Annotated in this window: 25 protein-coding genes; 14 read left to right on the forward strand and 11 right to left on the reverse strand. The window is 46.1% G+C overall.

What is annotated here, in order from left to right; genetic code table 11:
* Positions 1-777: 777 nt before the first annotated feature.
* The 3 genes from KYK27_RS01135 to KYK27_RS01145 all read right to left on the reverse strand — a co-directional run bounded on the left by KYK27_RS01135 (position 778) and on the right by KYK27_RS01145 (position 5,270).
* Positions 778-2,496 (reverse strand): sodium:solute symporter, encoded by a 1,719-nt coding sequence (locus KYK27_RS01135; RefSeq protein WP_199108233.1) that lies wholly within the window; start codon positions 2,494-2,496, stop codon positions 778-780.
* Entirely contained in the window at positions 2,493-2,639 is a 147-nt protein-coding gene (locus tag KYK27_RS01140; RefSeq protein ID WP_199108234.1) for a hypothetical protein, read from the reverse strand. Before KYK27_RS01140 ends, KYK27_RS01135 begins: the two co-directional genes overlap by 4 nt.
* A gap of 102 nt (positions 2,640-2,741) precedes the next feature.
* Complete coding sequence (locus tag KYK27_RS01145; protein ID WP_199108235.1) at positions 2,742-5,270, reverse strand: PIG-L family deacetylase; 2,529 nt, start codon at positions 5,268-5,270, stop codon at positions 2,742-2,744.
* Positions 5,271-5,745: 475 nt separating this feature from the next.
* Here KYK27_RS01145 and KYK27_RS01150 point away from each other — a divergent pair, with 475 nt between their 5' ends.
* The 3 genes from KYK27_RS01150 to KYK27_RS01160 all read left to right on the forward strand — a co-directional run bounded on the left by KYK27_RS01150 (position 5,746) and on the right by KYK27_RS01160 (position 7,667).
* Positions 5,746-6,441: a hypothetical protein gene (locus tag KYK27_RS01150; RefSeq protein WP_199108236.1), complete on the forward strand. Its 696-nt coding sequence runs from the start codon at positions 5,746-5,748 to the stop codon at positions 6,439-6,441.
* Positions 6,442-6,631: 190 nt separating this feature from the next.
* Positions 6,632-7,024, forward strand: coding sequence for a DUF3221 domain-containing protein (locus tag KYK27_RS18475; protein WP_199108237.1), 393 nt, complete (start codon positions 6,632-6,634; stop codon positions 7,022-7,024).
* Between the two features lie 220 nt (positions 7,025-7,244).
* On the forward strand, positions 7,245-7,667 hold the full coding sequence (locus KYK27_RS01160; RefSeq protein WP_233150201.1) for a hypothetical protein: 423 nt from the start codon (positions 7,245-7,247) through the stop codon (positions 7,665-7,667).
* Between the two features lie 37 nt (positions 7,668-7,704).
* Here the strand turns inward: KYK27_RS01160 and KYK27_RS01165 are convergent, their stop codons facing one another.
* Positions 7,705-7,899, reverse strand: coding sequence for a hypothetical protein (locus tag KYK27_RS01165; protein WP_199108238.1), 195 nt, complete (start codon positions 7,897-7,899; stop codon positions 7,705-7,707).
* A gap of 65 nt (positions 7,900-7,964) precedes the next feature.
* On the opposite strand from KYK27_RS01165, the gene KYK27_RS18395 reads away from it, so the two are divergent.
* The 10 genes from KYK27_RS18395 to KYK27_RS01210 all read left to right on the forward strand — a co-directional run bounded on the left by KYK27_RS18395 (position 7,965) and on the right by KYK27_RS01210 (position 14,909).
* On the forward strand, positions 7,965-8,093 hold the full coding sequence (locus tag KYK27_RS18395) for a hypothetical protein (protein ID WP_262901875.1): 129 nt from the start codon (positions 7,965-7,967) through the stop codon (positions 8,091-8,093).
* A gap of 94 nt (positions 8,094-8,187) precedes the next feature.
* Complete coding sequence (locus KYK27_RS01170) at positions 8,188-9,675, forward strand: APC family permease (protein WP_199108239.1); 1,488 nt, start codon at positions 8,188-8,190, stop codon at positions 9,673-9,675.
* A gap of 143 nt (positions 9,676-9,818) precedes the next feature.
* Positions 9,819-10,382, forward strand: coding sequence for a vitamin K epoxide reductase family protein (locus tag KYK27_RS01175; protein ID WP_199108240.1), 564 nt, complete (start codon positions 9,819-9,821; stop codon positions 10,380-10,382).
* Between the two features lie 2 nt (positions 10,383-10,384).
* On the forward strand, positions 10,385-10,774 hold the full coding sequence (locus tag KYK27_RS01180) for an SPW repeat protein (protein ID WP_199108241.1): 390 nt from the start codon (positions 10,385-10,387) through the stop codon (positions 10,772-10,774).
* Between the two features lie 152 nt (positions 10,775-10,926).
* Complete coding sequence (locus KYK27_RS01185; RefSeq protein WP_199108242.1) at positions 10,927-11,877, forward strand: alpha/beta fold hydrolase; 951 nt, start codon at positions 10,927-10,929, stop codon at positions 11,875-11,877.
* 89 nt (positions 11,878-11,966) lie between these two features.
* Entirely contained in the window at positions 11,967-12,665 is a 699-nt protein-coding gene (locus KYK27_RS01190) for an alpha/beta hydrolase (RefSeq protein WP_199108243.1), read from the forward strand.
* The gene (locus KYK27_RS01195) at positions 12,617-12,865 is read left to right on the forward strand and encodes a hypothetical protein (RefSeq protein WP_199108244.1); all 249 of its coding nucleotides are present in this window, start codon (positions 12,617-12,619) and stop codon (positions 12,863-12,865) included. The genes KYK27_RS01190 and KYK27_RS01195 overlap by 49 nt, the downstream gene beginning before the upstream one ends.
* 5 nt (positions 12,866-12,870) lie before the next feature.
* Positions 12,871-14,010 (forward strand): NAD(P)/FAD-dependent oxidoreductase, encoded by a 1,140-nt coding sequence (locus tag KYK27_RS01200; RefSeq protein WP_199108245.1) that lies wholly within the window; start codon positions 12,871-12,873, stop codon positions 14,008-14,010.
* Positions 14,011-14,097: 87 nt separating this feature from the next.
* Positions 14,098-14,682: a DUF2975 domain-containing protein gene (locus KYK27_RS01205; RefSeq protein ID WP_199108246.1), complete on the forward strand. Its 585-nt coding sequence runs from the start codon at positions 14,098-14,100 to the stop codon at positions 14,680-14,682.
* The gene (locus KYK27_RS01210) at positions 14,682-14,909 is read left to right on the forward strand and encodes a helix-turn-helix domain-containing protein (protein ID WP_199108247.1); all 228 of its coding nucleotides are present in this window, start codon (positions 14,682-14,684) and stop codon (positions 14,907-14,909) included. Before KYK27_RS01205 ends, KYK27_RS01210 begins: the two co-directional genes overlap by 1 nt.
* Before the next feature lie 61 nt (positions 14,910-14,970).
* On the opposite strand, the gene KYK27_RS01215 is transcribed toward KYK27_RS01210, so the two are convergent.
* The 6 genes from KYK27_RS01215 to KYK27_RS01240 all read right to left on the reverse strand — a co-directional run bounded on the left by KYK27_RS01215 (position 14,971) and on the right by KYK27_RS01240 (position 19,970).
* Positions 14,971-15,180: a hypothetical protein gene (locus KYK27_RS01215; protein WP_199108248.1), complete on the reverse strand. Its 210-nt coding sequence runs from the start codon at positions 15,178-15,180 to the stop codon at positions 14,971-14,973.
* Positions 15,181-15,436: 256 nt separating this feature from the next.
* The gene (locus KYK27_RS01220) at positions 15,437-15,586 is read right to left on the reverse strand and encodes a hypothetical protein (RefSeq protein ID WP_199108249.1); all 150 of its coding nucleotides are present in this window, start codon (positions 15,584-15,586) and stop codon (positions 15,437-15,439) included.
* 246 nt (positions 15,587-15,832) lie between these two features.
* On the reverse strand, positions 15,833-16,351 hold the full coding sequence (locus KYK27_RS01225; protein WP_199108250.1) for a hypothetical protein: 519 nt from the start codon (positions 16,349-16,351) through the stop codon (positions 15,833-15,835).
* A 13-nt stretch (positions 16,352-16,364) separates the two neighbouring features.
* On the reverse strand, positions 16,365-18,032 hold the full coding sequence (locus tag KYK27_RS01230; protein WP_199108251.1) for a dipeptidyl-peptidase 3 family protein: 1,668 nt from the start codon (positions 18,030-18,032) through the stop codon (positions 16,365-16,367).
* Between the two features lie 190 nt (positions 18,033-18,222).
* Positions 18,223-19,176: a hypothetical protein gene (locus KYK27_RS01235; RefSeq protein WP_199108252.1), complete on the reverse strand. Its 954-nt coding sequence runs from the start codon at positions 19,174-19,176 to the stop codon at positions 18,223-18,225.
* 179 nt (positions 19,177-19,355) lie between these two features.
* The gene (locus tag KYK27_RS01240) at positions 19,356-19,970 is read right to left on the reverse strand and encodes a deoxynucleoside kinase (RefSeq protein WP_199108253.1); all 615 of its coding nucleotides are present in this window, start codon (positions 19,968-19,970) and stop codon (positions 19,356-19,358) included.
* 153 nt (positions 19,971-20,123) lie between these two features.
* On the opposite strand from KYK27_RS01240, the gene KYK27_RS01245 reads away from it, so the two are divergent.
* Positions 20,124-20,327, forward strand: coding sequence for a hypothetical protein (locus KYK27_RS01245; protein WP_219337356.1), 204 nt, complete (start codon positions 20,124-20,126; stop codon positions 20,325-20,327).
* Positions 20,328-20,389: 62 nt separating this feature from the next.
* Here the strand turns inward: KYK27_RS01245 and KYK27_RS01250 are convergent, their stop codons facing one another.
* Positions 20,390-21,022 carry a hypothetical protein gene (locus KYK27_RS01250; protein WP_219337341.1) on the reverse strand — a complete coding sequence of 211 codons (633 nt, stop codon included), beginning with the start codon at positions 21,020-21,022 and terminating at the stop codon, positions 20,390-20,392.
* Between the last annotated feature and the right edge of the window lie 99 nt (positions 21,023-21,121).

Below are 21,121 nucleotides of genomic sequence, written 5' to 3' on the forward strand. Positions count from 1 at the left end.
AGTTAACTGCCTTTGTTATTATGTAGGATGTGGAAGTTTGGTTAACTATCGTAGTCTTCATTTATAATTTATCCCAAGCGTTCGCCGAGCGATCTTAACCGTCCTATAGTTCTTCTCTTGTCATTTCGACGTTAGGAGAAATCTATCTCAGCTTATAGTTTGTTACTCTACACTTTGAACCAAGCTATACTTTCAATTAAACACTTATCCTGGGAGCTTAATTAACCTATCGTTTTATAGTTTACTTTGGTGCCCTCACGGCCGGGAGGCCCCGTCTTCGGGCATCGCGCGGCTGCTTTCTTGCTACACTCGTTCCTCGTGTTGCCTAAAGGCACCGCAACAAAGCAAAGGCGCTCAACCCAAAGACTGTGATCAGTTCAATAGCTAAGCTATAGTTGCCATAGCTTGATTGTGGTAGTAGTTTCAAGGGGACAGGTGAACCTGTCCTGCTCGTGGTGTGTAAATATAGCAAACCCAGATTTCTCCCTTTAGTCGAAATGACAGGTGAGAGGTAGTAGCGGGAAAGTCCCCCTTTGAAGGGGGCAGGGGGATGACAAACAGAAAATATAGAACTCTATACCTTACTTTACCAATAGTCGCAATTCCCCTCTCGGGAGGGGCAGGGGTGGGTTAAAACCGTAACTATAAAACTACACCTTAAACTATAGTAGCACAAAAGCTCCCCACCTTAGATAAGGAGGGGATCAAGGGGTGGTTGGATTACACCGACTATAGCACAAAAACCGTTTCAACACAACCCAACCATTCAGCCAGAAACTACACTTTCATCAACTCATTCTGTTTCTTCCCGATCAAACGCTGCAGTATAAGTCCAAACAGGATGACAGCTACACAGCCGATTACGTTGAACCACAGGAAAGCAATATCGGTGAAGTAGAAGCAGTACAGCACCACTCCTTCTGCTAGTAAAGCGGCGAAGAAAACCGCGTTGCCTTTGATGCGCTTAAAGTAGAAAGCCACCAGGAAAATACCGAGTATAGTTCCGTAGAAAATAGATCCGATGATATTTACGGCCTGAATCAGGTTATCAAGCAGCGAGGCGAATGTGGCAAACAGGATCGCGATAATACCCCAGGCAACCGTAAATAGTTTGGAGGCATTCAGGTAATGCGTGTCGCTGCCGTTGGGATTAACTGAGCGCTTGTAAATATCTACTACCGTAGTGGAAGCTAAAGCATTCAGTTCCGAGGCTACAGACGACATCGCAGCCGAAAAGATTACCGCCAGCAGCAAACCCACCAACCCGGCAGGCAGGTATTTCATCACAAAAGAGATAAAAACATAGTCGGTGTCCCGGGTCTCCGCATCCGGAACGGCTGTTTTGATTAGGGTCTTTACTTCCTCGCGCACTTCCTTACCGGCGGCGCTTAGGTTCTCTACCTGCGCCTCGGCGGTGGCAATGGCAGCAGCATCGTCTGTTTTCAGGGCAGATACAAGCCCCTGCATGGCCTGCTGTTTCTCTTCAAAAATAGAACTATAGTTTGCCTCCAGCGTGCGGAGTTCTTCGGCATGTTCGGTGGCATATACTTTGGTTTTGGTGCCCTCGTTAAAGAACACTGGTGGCTGGTTGAACTGGTAAAACACAAACACCATTACGCCTATAAACAGGATCAGAAACTGCATCGGTATCTTCAGCAAGCCATTAAATAACAAACCTAATCGGCTTTCAGCAATCGATTTACCACCCAAATAGCGGGCTACCTGGCTTTGGTCGGTTCCGAAATACGACAGCGCCAGAAACAAACCACCCGTCATCCCCGACCAGAAATTGTAGCGGTCGTCCCAGCTTGTTTTCCAGTCCCAGGAAAAATCTACAACGTTCATTTTACCAAGCTTCCCGGCTACCGCCACTGCATCCCCAAAGCCCACATTATCCGGCAGGTAGCGCACCACCATTATGCCGGCGATGATCATCCCGCCCATCATCACGGCCATTTGCTGCTTCTGGGTAACGCTTACCGCTTTTGTACCACCCGACATAGTATAGATGATCACCACTACACCAATAATTAAATTGGTTATAGTCAGGCTCCAGCCCAGCATGGTAGACAGGATAATAGCAGGCGCATAAATGGTAATGCCAGCTGCCAACCCGCGCTGAATCAGAAACAACAGCGCGGCCAAAGAGCGGGTTTTCAGGTCGAAGCGGTTCTCCAGGAACTCGTAGGCCGTGTAAACCTTTAGTTTATAAAAGATAGGAATAACTGTAATGGATATGATCACCATCGCGATAGGCAGACCGAAGTAGAACTGTACAAAACGCATTCCGTCTTCGTAAGCCTGCCCCGGGGTAGAAAGAAAAGTGATCGCGCTGGCCTGCGTCGCCATAATGGAGAGCCCGATGGTCCACCACTTCATGGAGTTGTCGCCTTTCAGATAGCCTTCTATGTCTTTACTGCCGCGGGTTTTCCAGATGCCGTAAATCACAATAAAGCCCATAGTGCCCAGCAGCACGATCCAGTCTAAAGGTCTCATTCGTAGTATTTAGTGATGGCGTAGAACAGAACGATCATAAAAGCGAGGTTGCCCAGCACCAGCCAGTACATCCCCTTCCAGCTTTTAAAAAACGGCGGCTTTTCCAGTGCCGGTTCTTCGTCTACAGGGTGATTTTCTTGCATTTCTCTTGATGATGGACTATTTGACAAAAGACAAAGGACACAATTATAACTATAGTCTTTTGTCCTTAGTCAAATAGTCTATTGTCTAACTTCCTTCATACTTCATTTACCAGTGTTTCCAGTGCCGTTGTGCTTGCCCAGCGAGATTAGGTTTACGAACAAACGGTAAGCTCCCGGAACACCAGCTGGTAATTCCCGGAACCATGAATAACCGGTGTATATATAGTTGCCTTTGCCATATTTGGCTACCAGCAAACCGCCATCACGGGCAGGCTCACCGGGGTCGTTTGATGACAGGATGGCTTCGTATTCCGCGCTCCACTCGTTCGGGAAGTACAGGCCTCGCTCCTGCACCCAACCTTCAAAATCTTTCTTCGTGATCTTGTTCGGCTCGTTAAGCACCGGGTGGTTTGGTTTCAGAAAACGGACTTCAGCCTCTTCCACAGTCACTCTGTCGCGGGATAACTTAAGCGGATACGGTCCTACATTTGGCAGCACTAACGCATGGTTGGTATTGTACTGCACAATCAGGTTGCCGCCGTTCTTTACGTACTCCAGTAAGGTTGACTGATGATGCTTTAAACGATCCACGGTATTGTAGGCACGCACTCCTAATATAACAGCATCGAACTGTTGCAGGTAGTTCAGGCGCATGTCTGTGTCGCGGAGCATAGTTACATCGTAGCCAATCTGGTGCAGGCTGGTCGGGATGTCGTCGCCGGCGCCCATTATGTAGCCTATTTTTTCGCCGTTCTTTTTCAGGTCGAGCTTTACAATTTTAGCCGTAGCTTGCGGGAAGGTAGTTTGAGCTGGTATGTGGCTATAGGTGATCTCATCCAGACTATAGCTGTAATTCTTACCATCTATAGTTGCGATGGCTTTGAGCTCTGCTTCGCTCTGGCCTTTAGGTGGTGTAACGGTAAATATCACGTTTTGCTCTGCTCCTTTAGCCTGTAAGTTAAACGCTATAGTTGCAGGTTCTGCTTTCCAGCCTTTCGGCAGATCTAGACTTACTTTACCGGCCACATTTGCTTTACCAGCCTTTATGCGCACATTCACCTGCTTCGGTTCCTGGTCGGCAAACATGTAAACCCCTTCGGCCACGTTTACAAAAACCGGCGGCGTAACAACAAACGGTTGGTACACTTCCCCTTCCACCGGGTCGGTGCGTTTATAAACTACGGGCACTGTTACAGCTAAAGGCTCACCAGCTATAGTTAAATTAAAAGTTACCTCCGCAGACGGATCATTTTCCGGTTTACCGATGTCATTATACCCTTCTACAGCAAACATACCCAGCGTGCCCGGCTTGCGCAGCCAGTAAGGTTGCGCGTAAGCCATTGTTGCCGGCAGTTTTAAAGTGGTACTATACTTTACTGGTTCATTATCCGTCAGCTGTTTTTGCAGCGTGGTGTCTTTTTTGGCAAAACTATAGTTGATGGCGTTTATAGTTACCGGTGTAGCTGAGCGGCTAACCGCTTCAATGTTAAATTCTAAAGCCTGTCCGGGCGCAGCAGAAAAATCGGTTGCAGTCACCTCCAGGTATAAGCCCATGGCATCCTTGATCAGCTCATTTATTGCTTCTGTTTTGAGTTGCTTCCAGTAACTGTCAGGTAATTTTTGAAGTTCCTTTCGGGCAGCCAGCAAGGTCGGAACTATAGTAGCGGGCTCGGTTGGCTTATAGGTATCAATCGCTTTCCGGATCAGCTTTTCAACTTTTTCGCCGCCTTTTACACGCGACCAGGTGGTATTTACGCCTTCCAGTAGTTCCTTCTCCGCTCTATCGCCTTTGGTGTGTTGCAGGTATTCCAACGAGGTGCCCCGCGAAGCAGCAGCGCCAAACCCCTGGCTTTTGTGCATGCTGCGGCTGGCAGCGGCAATTTCGCCGTACGACTGGCCCAACAACGGATTGTAACCGCCCACATCTACTTTCAGGAGCTTATCTACATACTTATCAAACTCGGCCTGGCTGCCAAACGACCATACGCCCGTGTTCCATAAGAGCCTTTTCGGCTGCCACACTTTCACGTGCTTCAGTTGCTCCGGAAAACGTTTTGGGTCGCCCGCAGCGGTAAAGGCTTCTTCGGCTAAAATAGCGGAGGCGGTATGTTGCCCGTGACCGGCGCGCTCGTCCGGCGGAAAGCGGGTGATCATCACATCAGGTCTGAACTTTCGAATCACCCAAACCATATCGGCCAGCACCTGCTCTTTGTCCCAGATGTTAAAGGTCTCATCAGCGTTTTTAGAGTAGCCAAAGTCGTTGGCGCGGGTAAAGAACTGCACTCCTCCATCCCTACGGCGGGCCTGTAACAATTCCTGCGTTCTTATAATGCCCAGTTCTTCGCGTATTTCCGGACCGATCAGGTTCTGGCCGCCATCGCCGCGGGTAATGGAAAGGTAACCGGTATTGTATAGTTTCTCGTTGCTGAGGTGTGTTATCAGGCGGGTATTCTCATCGTCGGGGTGGGCGGCAATGTAGAGCACCGAGCCCAGTGTGTTTAATTTCCTGAGCTTCTGTAGTATTTCTGCTGACGATGGATTTTCGGGTGCCTGGGCATATACTGCCGGAATTGAAAACAAGAAAAAGTTAACTGCCAGAATCAGGTGCGATACGAAAGGCCGGAGTTTCATAGTTTATAGAGTGTGCTATGTTTTAAAAAAGACAGTACTTTAGGCTGCCAGTAAGGTAAAACTAATCATTTTGAATGAGTTTTGGTGAAACAGCGTTAAAGCAACAGATAAAATGCATTTTTTTGAAGACATACAGCACTGTGAATAATGCAGAATCAACTATATCATATGCAAAGACGCTGCTTATCATACATTAAATATTACAATTCTATACTAATTTAGTATACAAACAGAATCATAACACAGGCTTTAGTAGAAGTATTTAATCAAAAAATAAAAGAATAAAGACACTTGCTTCTATATATTTCCTATGCTATGTTTGTAGTACACGAAGAACTTTTTGATTTTTTCTGTTAAAAAATCTCTGAATTACTTTAAGAACCAGGCTCCCTTAAAGCCGTATTTAAGCTAGTTTGAAACGTTTTACCTGCTGGCCGGTACCGCTTAATTCTGTTTCTTACCTTAACAGACCAACATGGCAAACCAAGTAGAAAGCAAGATTGAGGACTTTGCGTTCGATTATCTGAAAAATTATTATTCTCAACAGTATGCAACCGGCAATATACTTGTTGGGCAGAATGAGAAGACGAAGCGCGGCAATACGGCTGATGGCATGTTGGCATTTAAAAAGCCCACCGGCGAAGCTTTTTTAGCAAATATCAGTATGCAGCAATCCAGTAGCCTGGTTGGTATGCTCATCAACTATAAAAAGAACGGCCTGGGTAAGCTAAGATTATTAACCCCTCTGGTTCTGGCAATGCTTTGCTTTGCACTGGGCAAAACAACCGGCAACGTGTTGGTAATGCTGATCGCTCCTATAGTTGTAGCTCCGCTCGGCTTTATGCTGCACACCTACCTGCTTAAAAAGTACCGTTACCGCCAGCTCGAAACACTGCTTAATACTGTAAAACAGGCCCCGGCCGATGAGCAGTGGATCGGTTTATCGATCAGTAGCCTGGTGCTTCGGAACAACACGCTTGCGAAAACTTTGCTTGAGATGTGTCAGCAGAAAGGGCTGGGCCTGATAACAGTTGGTAAAAGAAGTAAAATTGTACTCTTACAACGCCCTCAAAATAAGGTATCCCGCCGAAGCGATTATTTATCTTATTATACATCAGAAGCTACTATCCGCAGAGCCTTAAACGAAGACCATGTACTGCGTGTAGCATAACAGGAAATCAAAGCTAAAAAGGCCCGTGTTTCATTCAGTTGAAACACGGGCCTTTTTATTTTACTAACACATTCCCTGATTCTTCTTCCCTGCAATTGTATCCTTTTCCAAAACAGAAATATCAAAATCGCCACTTTACCGTAGATAGCCTGTACTTACTATAATTATTTATTACCCTAGTAATCTTACCGTGAACATACTCTTTAAAATACTGGCTTATAGTTTTGTTATAGTTTCTATAGTTAGCTGCCGTGGCGATGAACCCAAACGCATGCCGGATACAATCCCTGATATAAAGGGCAGCATAACCAGCCTTACTGAGACTGGTACAACTCAGAAAAACAGCAGGTTACAGTTAATGGTGGAAGCTGAGAAAGGTAATAAAGGAATTTACCCGCAGGCGAGTGTTAAAGTAGACGAAAATACACTGATAGAAGATAATAACGGTAAACGGTTAAAAGCCGGGCAGTTAAGGCAAGGGCAACTGGTAGAAATCTGGTTTGATGGTGCCGTTATGGAATCGATGCCGGTACAGGGTACAGCTATTGCCATCAGAGCAAGCACGCAGCCCGATAAACTATAGTTCTGAATAGCTAAAGCGTAGCTGCCCCGGTGCAAGTGAAAATTAAAAACTACTATAGCCTGGGTAAAACGCCACTTATACCAGATCTCATTCTTGTCGTATACTGAAAAGTCACCAACCAGCTCTGGTGCTCAAGGCTATACCTATCCCTCTTATAACAGGCTCTCCTGTAACACCCTGCTCTCTACAGCGCAAACTTATTTCAGCTAATCTGTTTTACATGAAAGAAGCTCAAATCGGTCAGTTAAATATAGTGAACAGGCAGGGTGAAAGTTATCTTACCATAACCTGGCACAGACATTACACTTTAGCCAAATGGCATAACCACATTGTGGCTGATGATGTTATAAAAGGTGCAAAAGCCTTTCTCGATTTTATACGGGAACATCCCTGCCCTAAATTACTCAATGATAAATCTGAAGCAACCGGCGATTGGCTGGAAGCGAACGACTGGCTGGAGTTTGAGTGGCTGCCTGCAGTTTACAAAGCGGGTTTACGGTGCATGGCCCATGTGTACTCTCATAGTATGTTTAGCCAGCTTTCTGCCCGCGACCTGCGCGGGCGTGTAGCACCGCCTTTACACATGAAGAATTTTCTGGACTTTAGGACCGCAGAAAAGTGGGTACTCAGCTGCAATCCCTAAACCATAAACCACTCGCCTGTTAAAGGCAAACTATAGTTTAGCGGTCTACTCCGGCAAGAGCAGGTGGCGTTACATAAACAACTTCTATGGTATCTAAGGCTATAGTTGCAACCGGCTCTTCATAGGCATTGTAAGAAATAGTGGTTGAAGCTGGTTTTGGCAGGCTTGCAGTTTCTTTGCACATAAGACCGAAACCAAATAAAGATGCAGAAAGTAGGATCAGGATTTTCATAATTTTAAGTGTTATAAGTGTTTTACAATTATTTATGTTACAAATATATTATACAGTACTATGCAATGCAAGCTACTGTTACATACTTTACTACCAAACTATACCAACAACCTAAATTTATCCGTGAACAGCCATTTGAAGCAGATGAAAAAATTCAGAAAAAAAGCGCCATAGTACCACCTGAGCAATACTAAAAAACAACTGATTTTTCATCCCGGCCCAGCTATTACACGTGGCAGCTTCTCCGCTTCTGCATAATCCGCTATATTTGCAGGCATTTTAAATTATATGGAGCAGCAAAAACAACACACCATGGAGGCAGCGCAACAAAGCACTGGTTTCAAGCGCGAGATCACTTTATTCGATGCGATCATGATCGTAACTGGCGGCATGATCGGATCGGGTATCTTTATCGTTACCGCTGATATTTCGAGGGCCGTGGTTTCGCCGGGCAATATGCTGCTCGTGTGGGCGGTTTCCGGCTTTTTAACTATAGTTGGCGCTATCAGCTATGGCGAGCTCTCCTCTATGTTCCCGAAAGTAGGTGGCCAATACGTGTACCTGAAAGAGGCATATAACAAGCTGGTGGCGTTCCTGTATGGCTGGACCTTATTTTTAGTGATACAAACCGGTGTAATTGCTGCAGTCTGTGTGGCTTTCGCCAAGTTTACCGGTGTACTCTTTCCGTGGTTTTCTGATAATAACGTGCTGTTTAGTATAGGCGGCTTCGATTTCAGTACGGTGCAGTTGCTGGCTATAGTTAGTATTGTGGGCCTTACTTACATTAACACCAGGGGTGTTGATAGCGGCAAGTTCATCCAGAACATTTTCAGCAGCACCAAACTGATCGCGCTTTTCGGCCTTATTCTTTTAGGCTTGCTTTTTGGCGTAAACGAGACCGCCATCCAGGCCAACTTCTCAGATTTCTGGGGAGCACAAACAGCTACAGACGGCACATCGCTGCTACCGCCAACAAGTGTTGCGCTTATAACCGCTATTGGTATGGCTATGGTAGGCGCACTTTTCTCTTCTGATGCCTGGAACAACATTGGCTTTTCAGGTGATGAGATCGTGAACCCGAAACGCACCATTGTTTTAAGTATGGTGATCGGGTCGGCGATAGTTACCGGTATTTACCTGCTCATTAACCTGGTTTACCTGCTGGTACTGCCCATGCACGGAAGCGCTGCCGCCACCGACATTATGGGCCAGGGAATCACATATGCCAACAACGACCGCGTAGGTACTGCCGTAGCCGAAATTATTGGGGGTTACAAAGCAACTATAGCCATTGCCTTACTCATCATGATTTCCACGTTTGGCTGCAGCAACGGCGCTATTCTTTCCGGGGCAAGGGTATACTATGCCATTGCCAAAGACGGCTTGTTCTTCAAAAACATGGGCCGCCTGAACAAGAACGGCGTGCCGGAAGTAGCGCTTTGGTTCCAGTGTATATGGGCCTGCCTTCTTTGCCTGTCGGGCTCCTACAACCAGCTGCTCGACTATGTAATTTTTGCAGTGATGCTGTTTTATATCCTGACCATAATCGGGGTATTTGTTCTTCGGGTAAAGCGGCCGGACCTGCCACGCCCTTACAGGGCATTTGGCTACCCAATACTCCCGGCGCTGTATGTTCTGCTGGCTTCTGCTATCTGCGTTATCCTGCTCATCTATAAACCAACCTATACCTGGCCGGGGCTTATTATAGTGGCGCTGGGTATACCGGTCTATTATTACTTCGGCAAAAAATTCTCCGACCAACATACAGAGGAATAACATCAACTTATGAACTATAAAAAATGCCTGCTCCCATTAAAAAGAGCAGGCATTTTTTATAGCATCCAAACCAGTCGACACAAGTTAGCCCCGAACACCTTCCTTAGGCTCACGTAGTTAGGTACATTATAAACCGAACGCTCATGAGCCACACCAACGATGCTATTCCGCCGGGATGGAACTATAACCCCGCTACTTGGGGAGAACGTCTGCCCATTGTAGGGCTGGCGCTGCTTGGCCTGGCAATCGCTACTTACCTGGGTCTTTTTCAGCTTAAGATTGTGCCAACTGTGTGGGAGCCGTTCTTCGGGAACGATAGCAAAAAAATCCTGACATCCGGTGTTTCTCAAATCTTACCTATTCCGGATGCCTTGTTAGGGGCGTTGGGATATGCAGCCGATGCGACCGCCGGGATTATAGGTGGCACGCGTCGTTGGCGAACCATGCCCTGGATCGTGATTCTGTTTGGTGTGATGGTGGGTCCGCTTGGGATGATAAGTGTGCTGCTGGTGGTGGTACAACCGGTGTTGTATGATGCCTGGTGCACGTTGTGTCTGGCTTCGGCGGTTATTTCGGTAGTGATGATCGGCCCTGCGATGGATGAGATGCTGGCTAGTTTGCAATACCTGAAACGGGTAAAAGAGGCTAACGAATCGCTCTGGAAAGCATTCTGGGGATATAAGGAAGTACAAGGTAAGATAATATAGCTATGTGGGCACAGATCATAAACGCACTCCTGGGAATCTGGCTGATGGCCTCCCCTGCTGTCTTCGGTTTTGCAGATGACAGAACCATTTCGAATAATGCGCATATAGTTGGCCCCGTCATTGCCTCGTTTGGCATTATAGCCTGCTGGGAGGCAACGCGTGTAGTCCGCTACTATAACCTGCTACCGGGTGCATGGCTGCTGCTGACTCCCTGGGTATTGGGTTATGACACTACTACCGCTATTGTCAACGACTTGGTAATTGGAGCGGCTGTAATCGGTTTGAGCCTGGTAAAAGGAAAAGTTAGCGGCACTTATGGCGGCGGCTGGTCAGCTATCTGGAAAAAAGACTCGTTGCACGCTACCGAAGCCCGTCGGCAACCAAGAGTTTAGACAGTTTGGGAGTTAATGAGTTTGGGAGTTTAAGAGTTAGTAAGTTATAGTTGCGGTGCATGGCAGCTCTATTTTTGGATTGATAGAGAGGTATGCTAAACTATAAATACCTATATTAGAACTGCTTATTATCGCTGCCTCACCTTAAAACTATGAAACGTAAAGCCAAACACATCGGGCTTGCTGTTGCCGGCATTGTTATAGTTGCTACAGCCCTGCTCATCCATAAAGATATTCCTGCCGAAGAACTCAAAGCAAAGTATACTGCACCCAATTCGCGTTTTGTAACTATAGCCGGAGCCAATTTGCATTACCGCGACGAAGGACAAGGTACGCCGATTATACTGCTGCACGGCACTGCCGCCTCCCTGAATACCTGGGATGGCTGGGCCTTTGAACTGAGCAAAAATTACCGCGTGCTCCGCATCGATCTTCCCGGCTTCGGGCTCACGGGGCGCAACCAATCCGATACTTATACTATAGAGTACTACACCCAATTACTGCTTGCCTTTCTGGATAGCCACGGAATAGAGAAAGCACATTTGGCCGGCAGCTCGCTTGGCGGACAGATCGCCTATGATTTTGCTGCGATGTACCCGGATCGGGTTCATAAATTAATTCTGGTATCGCCGACAGGTGTAACCAATGCCAACGACAAAAGCATCTCCATGCCCTTTCTACTGGCGCAGACGCCTATAGTAAAGCACTCGCTCCGCTACATCACGCCCCGGTTTATAGTTGAGAAAAGCCTGAAAGAAGTATATGGCGACGACAGCAAACTCACAGAACAAACTATAACCCTGAGCCACGACATGCTGCTGCGCGAAGGAAACCGGGAAGCGTTTATTGCCCGCATGAATACTCAAGATGCGGATAACCTGCACAAGCTGGCACAGGTACAGGCACCAACCTTACTACTTTGGGGCGAAGCCGATGCCTGGGTGCCTGTCACGGATGCCGCACATTTCCAGAAAAACATAAAAGGCGCTCAGCTTAAACTATACCCCGGTGCGGGCCACATTCCGATGGAAGAACTACCGCAGGAAACCGTGCAGGATGCCCTTCATTTTCTCAATACTGAACTGGCCTTGCATAACCAGTAAAATATAGCGCAGAGTAACTAAACTATGGACATTTACCAAACTATAGGCTAGCTTTATTGGTTACTTAACCGAATCACGGGCAGCATCGCATGAGCAAAATATATTTCATTAGTGGGTTAGGCGCTGATTGGCGTATGTTCCAGTTTCTGAAGCTGCCGGAGTTTTTACCGCAGCATCAGGTAACCTGGATCGAACCGCTTTCCCTAGATGAATCGCTGCAATCGTATGTTACCCGGCTACAGGAGCAGATCACAGATCCTGAGCCTATCCTGGTTGGGTTGTCTTTCGGCGGATTGGTAGCGATAGAATTAAGCAAACTTGTGCAGCCAAAGGCAACTATCATCATATCCAGCCTGGCCACGCGCCATGATCTGCCCTGGCATTACAGGCAACTCGGGAAAACGCGTCTGCACAGATGGCTGCCTTTCCCGATGATGAAAGCTATCCACCCCATTGCCCCTTTCTTTTTCGGGGCGCATACCAAACCGGAACGCAGGTTACTTAAAGAGGTGATTCTGGAGATAGATGAAAAGTTTCTGCGCTGGTCACTCAGTCGCCTCCTCGACTGGGATCAGCAGGAGCCCATCCCCGGCCTGATACAAATTCATGGCACCTCTGACCTGATCCTTCCGTTCCGCGACCGGCCCGGCATCATCTCCGTTCCGAAAGGCGAACATTTAATGGTGATGCATTTCGCGGATGAAATTAGTGTTATCTTGAGCAAAATTTTAGAAGCACAATGGACAAAAGCAGATACATTGCCAGAACAGCAGACGGCCAGGAAATAGAGCTTACGCAGGCAACCATTATCAGAAGCAACAACCTTTACCCGTTTGGCAGGCACAATTACGCCATTTACGAAGCACCGGACGGTCACTTTGTGAAAGGCATGAACAACGGCGAGCGCGAAATTATGCTTACCTCTTATGAGCTCATCACAGAAGAAGAAGCACGCAACTATAGCCACCCGTATTACCGCAAAGACTAGTTTTTATGCAGTTCAGTTTCTGGGAGCAGGATACGTATTTCAGTAATATTGATGTGCTGATCGTGGGCAGCGGTATAGTTGGCCTGAATGCTGCGTTGCACCTGAAGACCACACAACCCAACCTAAAAGTTATAGTTGCCGAACGGGGATTATTGCCCACAGGAGCCAGCTCTAAAAATGCTGGATTTGCCTGTTTTGGTAGCCCTACCGAACTGATAGAAGACCTTGCCCACCACACCGAAGATGAGGTTTTTGGTTTGGTGGAACGCCGATGGAAAGGGTTGCAGCGCCTGCGACGTAACCTGGGAGACGTCACGATAGATTATCACCGCTGGGGAGGCTATGAATTGTTTGACCAAAGCCAGCGCGAACTATACGAACAAAGCATAAGCCAGCTGCCTTACCTGAACAAACACCTGCAAACTATAGTTGGCGAACCTGACATTTACCGCACCGCCGACGAAAAGATCAAAACTTTCGGATTCAGGAAGGTGGAGCATTTGGTTGAAAGCACTGCCGAAGGCCAGATCGACACCGGGAAAATGATCCTGGCGCTAACGCAAAAAGTGCAGGCCCTGGGGGTAATCATTCTCAACAACCTGGAAATACAACACCTTCACGACGATGGCAAAACTATAGTTGCCACTACCGATAAAGGCATCACCCTGAAAGCCCGTGCTGCTCTGGTAGCTACCAATGGTTTTGCAAAACAGCTTTTGCCACAACTGCAGGTAATACCTGCTCGTGCGCAGGTGCTCATTACCAAGCCTATAGCTGGCCTGAAACTGAAAGGCACTTTCCATTACGATAAGGGTTACTATTACTTCCGTAACATTGGCGATCGCGTGCTTTTCGGCGGCGCCCGCAACCTCGATTTCAAAACCGAAGAAACCACAGAAGCCGGCCTGACTGAACTGGTACAGCATAAACTGGAAGAACTCCTGCAGCAGGTTATTCTACCGGATATACCATTTGAAGTGGAGCAGCGCTGGAGTGGGATTATGGGCATGGGCCCTGCCAAAACAACTATAGTTCAGCCGGTATCAGAAAGAATAAGCTGTGCCGTACGGATGGGCGGAATGGGTGTGGCAATCGGCTCACTTGTTGGTGAAGAAGGCGGTGAGTTGGTGCTTCAGCAACTATAAAAGCAATAATTTATTATCGCTATTCGATAAATATTTATTACTTTTATAAAAACAGCTGTTATATTTGTTTAGACATATATAACAGCTATGGAAAAGAACAGACTACTCACTATTGCTTTAGTTACAGGCAATATTACAAAAGCTTTTTTTCTACTCCTGATTGCGGCAATGTCCGTGGTGCTGGTACACTGGCATATATCCCCCGAAACCTACAAGGATGTGGTTATAACCATAGATAGTTCGAACGAGGTTAGATATGTCTTTAAACACAGTGATAACCTCGCCGTACCGGAAAATAGCACCTCAATAGCAGACACTGGAGCAGCACTCTCCCAGATAAGCAACGTCTCTTTATATTTTCATTTTCTCCAGACAGTGGGGCATTTTATTATCTTAATCCTGATCGTGAATCAGGTTACCAGGATTATCCGGTCTGTAAAGGCGCTTGAAACATTCAGAAGTGATAACAGCCAGGCCTTCCGGAAAATCGGTATCTATTGCGTGGCAATGGCTTTACTTGGGTGCATTAAATGGTTTGAAGTGGGCAATCATGAACGTATGAGCTTTTCTTTCGGGGTTGTTCCACTTGCCTTTGCCTTAGGCGCTTTTATACTTGCCGAGATATTTAAAGAAGGAAACAAACTATACGAAGCGGAGCAACTAACTATATAATGCCTATAATAGTAAACCTGGATGTGATGATGGCTCGCCGGAAGATGTCGTTATCAGAACTGTCGGAGCGGGTGGGGTTAACACTGGCGAATCTGTCTATCCTTAAAACCGGCAAAGCCAAAGCGATACGTTTCTCTACTCTTCAAGCCATCTGTGAAGCACTAAATTGCCAGCCCGGTGATATTCTGGAATTTCAACCAGATACTGGTGTAGATCTCAACCTATAAACCATAAAAAAAGGGAAGCTACTTTAAATGGCTTCCCTTTAGTGTTTCTGTTTAATTCGCTCTAGGCTGTTATCCATTGTTGTTTCGGGTTTTGGTTTTGGTGCATGTATTTCTGAGAAATCTCTTTCTCTGCTTTGTAAAATTGCTGGTACTCTTCCTCGTTCAATTCTTCTCGTAACGCTATATGGAAACTGGCCAGCTCAGGATATAACCTGTTCCTTTCAGAGCGCTCTTCCGGACTGTTGGTGTTAAAGTCATAAAAGCTTTTCATTGTTTGATTCGGGTTTAATAAGCTGATTTATAAATGATTGAAAGACTTAATACTCCATAGTCAGTTGTTTTGTTTTATATATAGTTGCGATTAAGGTATCAATTGCAAATCATCCTTTTTATAGTTATAAAAAGAGGAGCGACTACGCACATCATGCATAGCCGCTCCTCAAAATCCATAGTTCAGTTTTTTAATTTTTATAGGAAACGTTCCTGTTTATAGTTTGCCAATCTTACTGGAATACAATGTTACTGGTTTAGTTGCTATCAAGCGCCCCGTGCGTTACGCTGCATTCTATAGGTTGGCTATCTGTGTTTTTAGGTAGTGTATTGGCGCTCGCAGCTATAGAACCCAACAGGAAAACAGCCACCAGCAGGTATGCGATCAATGATTTAATATTTTTCATAACAGTTAATTCAAGTAAATGTCCGGCTGCTTTCGACTAATGCTACAACTTCACAAGCACCCGGCAATTCCTTTGTTTCAACTGTTATGCCAACTTTATAAAATCAGCCATTAATTATTTTTTTTATCCGGCTGGTTCACAGCTATCAACCGGTCTTAAAAACAGCTTTCATAGATTACCACAGAACTATAGTCAACAAAAAAGCCCAACCTTACGATCGGGCTTTTTTGTTGGGGCAGCTATAGTTTAACTACCGAATACGTTGCGGACAAAGATTGGAATAAAGATAATGATCAGGATAGCGGCCTGGTGCTCTGCCACCGATTTCAGGTAAAGGCTGGTACTCACTAGCACCTCCCTGGTAAGGTCTGGCAACTCTTCCGAAACGATAATATCTCCTTTACCGAAACTGAAGGCTGGCTGCTTAAAACTGATCAGTGTTTCACCGGATTCATCCTGCACTTCGCGGTTATAACTAAAAGGCTTGCTTTTTAGCAGATATGTTTCGCCGGAGTTGAATAGTACCTTCGTTTTACCAAATAACGAAGCGGTAGCTTTACCGATCTCTTCACCGTTATAAGTTATAGTCACCTCCTGATCAAACCATCCTTTGTTTGTAAAAGAGATGGTAGCAGTACCGGACGTATATACAGCATCGTAACCCGACCAACCGGTAAAAGTGATGTTACCCAGCGGTTGGTCTGTGGTTCGTAAGGCAAACTCCCGACCCGACCAGTCTTTCTGTTTCCAATGCAGGATGTTCATCAACTATAGCTTTTTATTTCAGACCAAGTACTTCTACACCTTGCTCAAACACCACGTCCACCGGGATATTGGCTTTGCTCAAACGGTCGAGGTCAGCCTGTAGTTTGGCATCTACCTGGCCTTGTTCGTTCAGTAAGTTGCCTACACCCGCATAATCGCCGTTGCCCTGTAGTGTCAGTATCTTTTCAGATAGCTTGTTCATGGCCTCGCGCATTTTAGCATAGTTCACCCTGTACTTTCCGGTTTCCTCGTCGCGCTCAAAAGCGCCGTTCTCTTTAAAGAAGTTGAAACGAACCATGTTGGCCTTGCCATGTGCACTAGCCGCACCAAATCTTACCGAGCGGAAAATACCAGCCAGGAATGTGGTATAATAATCTTCCAGGCTTCCTTTCACTTCGCCTTTTTCATGCAGTTGGGTGATCATGTACAGGCCAAGAATATCGGCTTTACCTTCTTCCAAGGCAGATGCATGTTCTTTCAGGGCTTCGCGAACGGTGCCTTTGCCATTAATTGTATTTTTGATACCTAAGCCGTGCGCCACTTCGTGAAACATGGTATTGGCAAAAAATGCATCGAAGGTTACGTGTCTCTGCTGCTCATCGGCAATCAGTTCGTCGGCAATCGGCATCATAATCTTATCGAATTTAGCACGCATGGCGTTTTTGAGCTGCAGGCGACGTGTGCCACGTTTCAATTGCACTTCTTCGTCGTTTGGCAGGTTTATAGCTATGGTTTTGCTGCCTGCATTGCTGTCGCCGCCATAAAATACTACATCGTAAGCGTTCAGGTCAGAATCAGTGCCGGGAGTTTCTTTTTTATAGTTGGCAGCCACTGGCAGGCCGCGCTGCAGTTCAGGCAGAAAAGCAGCATATTTAGCCAGTCGTTCGCTCCACTCCTGGTCCTTTATCAACACATAAGCCTCGTGTGCAGCTTTGTAACCAAACAGGGCATCTTCGTAGGTTTCTATCGGGCCGATCACCATATCAAGCGTGTTGTTTTTCATGTCCATCCAGGCCAGGTCACTTGGCTGGTAGTTGTCTGTTAGCAGGGCTTCGGCGCGCAGGGTCAGGTATTTTTTAAGGCCGGCATCTTCGGCAAGCGTGGCAGCTTTTTTCAGCAGGTCTGATGCTTTTTTAACGTCATCCTTAAACTGCACATGGTAAGGCACGGTAATTAATTTGCCATTGTCATCGCGGCGCACAAAGGTATACAGGCTGGCTTTGTCTTTCAGGTTGGCTTTCTCAAACTCTTCCTTGGTCATGTCAGCAGGGTAAAAGTTAGATCCAGCTGGTTTCGGGCCAACACCTGGTAAAAATGGTTCGTTGTTATTCAGCCTGTCCCAGGGGCCATAGTTTATCTTTACAAACTGTTTGGCAGCATCACTTTCTAAAGCGGCCAGTAAAGAATCGCCTTTACCGTAGGCTTCGTACCAGAATAGCTTATCCATAATTTTACCGGCCTCTATCAGCAACGGCAGCATCTGGCGCTCTTTTTCAGTCAACTTGCTTATGTCAGTATTAAGGCGCACCGTAGTATACATATCCAGTTTCTGCTGAAGGCTGTCAACGGCCTGCGCTTTATCTGTTTCAGTGCCGGCGCTGCCTTCTTCCGCAGTTTTACTTGTACAACCAACTGTAGCAACAGCCAGTGCAGTGGCAAATATTAAATGGCGTGGTTTCATTCTAGTTTTATTAGTTCAGATATTGAAGATAGTAAATTTAAAGTATTCGTTAAAATCAGCCGCTACTACGCTTCCGGAAACTATAGTTTAGCCTGTAACTATAAACTATACGCGGTAGCCCGGATTACTTCATAAAAAAAGAGATGAAGCGTATTGCCTCATCTCTTCCAACTATAAATCAGGTTAGATTTTACTCTCCATCTTCACACTTGATATTATCCCCGATGTATCCGGCAGCTGCTTTGGCTGCGGCATTACCAGTAGGCATATCGTCCATAGTGTAAGTAGACATTTTATTCAGAGTGCTCAGGTAGGCATCTATAGTTGCCAGCTCAGCTGCATAAGCCGTAGCCGAAATATAGCCCATCTGTCTGTTCAGTAATACGGTGGCACCTTGCGAGAAAGCAGCTCTTGAATCTTTAAGGCCACCAGCACTGTTTCCGTTAGGAGTCATCATGTTAAGAGCTTCAGCTTCTGTATAGGTATAACCACCCAATGTAACAGTGTTACCATTCCAGCTACCTGCTTTATGAAAATAACCCTGGCCTTCTCCGCAAAGATCCATCACGTCGCAGCCCGGTCCGGCTACAGACGTGCTATAGCACGCATTGCTAATTCTCGCCCAAACGGTAGCCGACTTAACCTGGATGGCTTCGCTCAGTGTAAACTGAACAGTATAAACGCTGCCATCAGTCAGTTTTTCCTGGAAATCGGATAATCTCAGGTAGCCTGTAACAGCAGACATATCGCAGGCACTGCCGTTTCCTTCTTTATAGGACGGAGTTAATGCTTGTACTATAGAGCCTGTAACGGACGCTGAAACGACATTTGCACCTGATAAAGCAATCTGCTGATCATCACAGCCTGTAAGCGTAAGCAAAAGTGAACCGATGTTCGGCACATTTCCAGCTACCGTTTTCTGGACAGTAAACATCCACGTTTTGCCATCGGTGGTACTCAAACCGGAAATAGTAACAGGACTGACAGTACTTGCAACTTTGGCAGCATCGGCAGAGGTACTGTTAAAGTCAGACGAAGGGTTAACATTTTCCATGTCTTTAGAACATGAGAACATAAGCAACAGGGCACCTAGGCCAATGCTTAACTTTGAGAGTGCTTTTAGCATTTTTCTTTTAAATAACATAAGTTATTGATTAAGCAATATTACTAAAAACAAAACAAATAGTTTCAATTAAATATTTAAATATTTATAATAATTAAGATTGTAGTTAATAAGTTGCCTTAAAGCACTGCAAACTATAAAGCCGCTGCTCTTCCCGGGAGAAAAGCAGCGGCTTTATAGTTTGGTTGGTATGCTATAGTTTAAAAGAGCCCGAATAGTTCTGCCTGAATTTTCTCGATTATGCCACCCAGGTCTTCCGGGTTTGCTACAAAGTCCAGGTTGTTTACGTCTATTACTAAAAGTTTGCCCTGCTTATAGTTTGCCATCCACTCGTTGTAATGGTCGTTCAGGTTACGCAGGTAATTTATGCTGATGCTGCTTTCGTAATCGCGGTTACGTTTCTCGATCTGGCCAATCAGTTTTGGCAGGTCGGCTTTCAGGTAAATCATCAGGTCCGGTGCTTTTACCATACTGATCATAGACTGGAACAGTGCAAAGTAGTTCTCGTAATCGCGGGTGCTCATCAGCCCGGACTGGTGCAGGTTTTTGGCAAAGATGTGCGCATCTTCGTAAATAGTGCGGTCCTGAATTACGCTGCGATCAGTAGCCTGTATCTGCTGCACCTGCCCAAAGCGGCTGTTCAGGAAAAATACCTGTAAATGGAAGGCCCAACGCTCCATGTCCTCATAAAAATCCTTCAGGTACGGGTTGTTTTCTACTGCCTCCAGGTAAAGGTCCCACTTAAAATGCTGAGACAGTTTAGTGGCAAGTGTAGTTTTGCCGGCGCCTATGTTACCGACGATCGCAATGTGCATATAAAACTATAATTTTGGTAAAAGCTGATGACAAAAGTAAGGGTTTTTGCTTACATGCACGCTGTATAATATAGTTGTTTTATTGTATAATTAACACAATATTATAGTTGTTGTTAATTACGGATTTTAAACTGCTCTTTGCTTTAGGCGTACATGTTATTACATCAAATACAGAAAGCTATGACGAAAGGACACAACCAAAGCCACCATAAGCAGAGCGGGCAAACACCAGCTAACTCCGCCAACTCCAACCAGAACAGCCAGTCCAAAGATCAGCAGAAAGATAAAAGCCCGGATCAGGGCCGGAATAAAAACAGGGATCAGTCAGGTGGCACCAAGGGAAAGAACGCGATTTAAAAACAAAGCCCCGGAAATAGTTATTTCCGGGGCTCTTTACTTACAAACAACTAAACAATCAACTATCTTTTCTCGCGCATATCCTGGTATAGTTCCTGGGCTTCGCGACTCTTTTTAAGGGTGGCAAACTCTACCTGCAGGGCTGCTATTTTTATCTTGTCGCCGTTGTTCAGCTTATCCAGTACCTCGGCTTTACGGGTGTTCAGCTCTCCAAAAACAAACTCGGCATAGTCCCAGTCGCGCAGGTTCCAGTTGCGGCGGTAGGTTCGGGTATAGTCTGTCAGGCGGATGTAGGCTTCACGCAGGTCTTGCGGCCTGATGTTGGCAATGCGGGTAGTGCCGGTCATCTGTTTTTCCCAGCGTTCCAGTTCCTGGCCCTCCAGGTTCACAGCTTTTCTTATCTCGTTTCGTTCTTCCCACTCGCCATAGCGGCTTTTGTACTGGCTGTATTCCGCCTTCGATTCATCCGATAGCTTTTGGGTATTCTTATCCAGGGAGGAGGTAAGGCTTTTGAATTCCTGTTTTATAGTTGGCCACTCGGCACGTGTCACACTGTCGGCCTGCACTGACTTTTTGCGCATCCAGCTCCGCAGGTTGTCCATGTCCTGCTCCAGTTGCGATTTTGTTTGTGCCTGCACCCCAACTATAGTTCCGGTAAATAAAACAGCAAGCAAGTATTTTTTCAAAGTTCTCATGTATCGATACATTATCTTATCTTATAACACCGGATTCCCTGTAAATATTATGCCAAAACTATATTATGGAGCAAAATACTATACCTACAGCGCTTTCAG

Origin of the sequence: Pontibacter populi, from assembly GCF_019336435.1 — a bacterium.
Taxonomy (GTDB): domain Bacteria; phylum Bacteroidota; class Bacteroidia; order Cytophagales; family Hymenobacteraceae; genus Pontibacter; species Pontibacter humidus.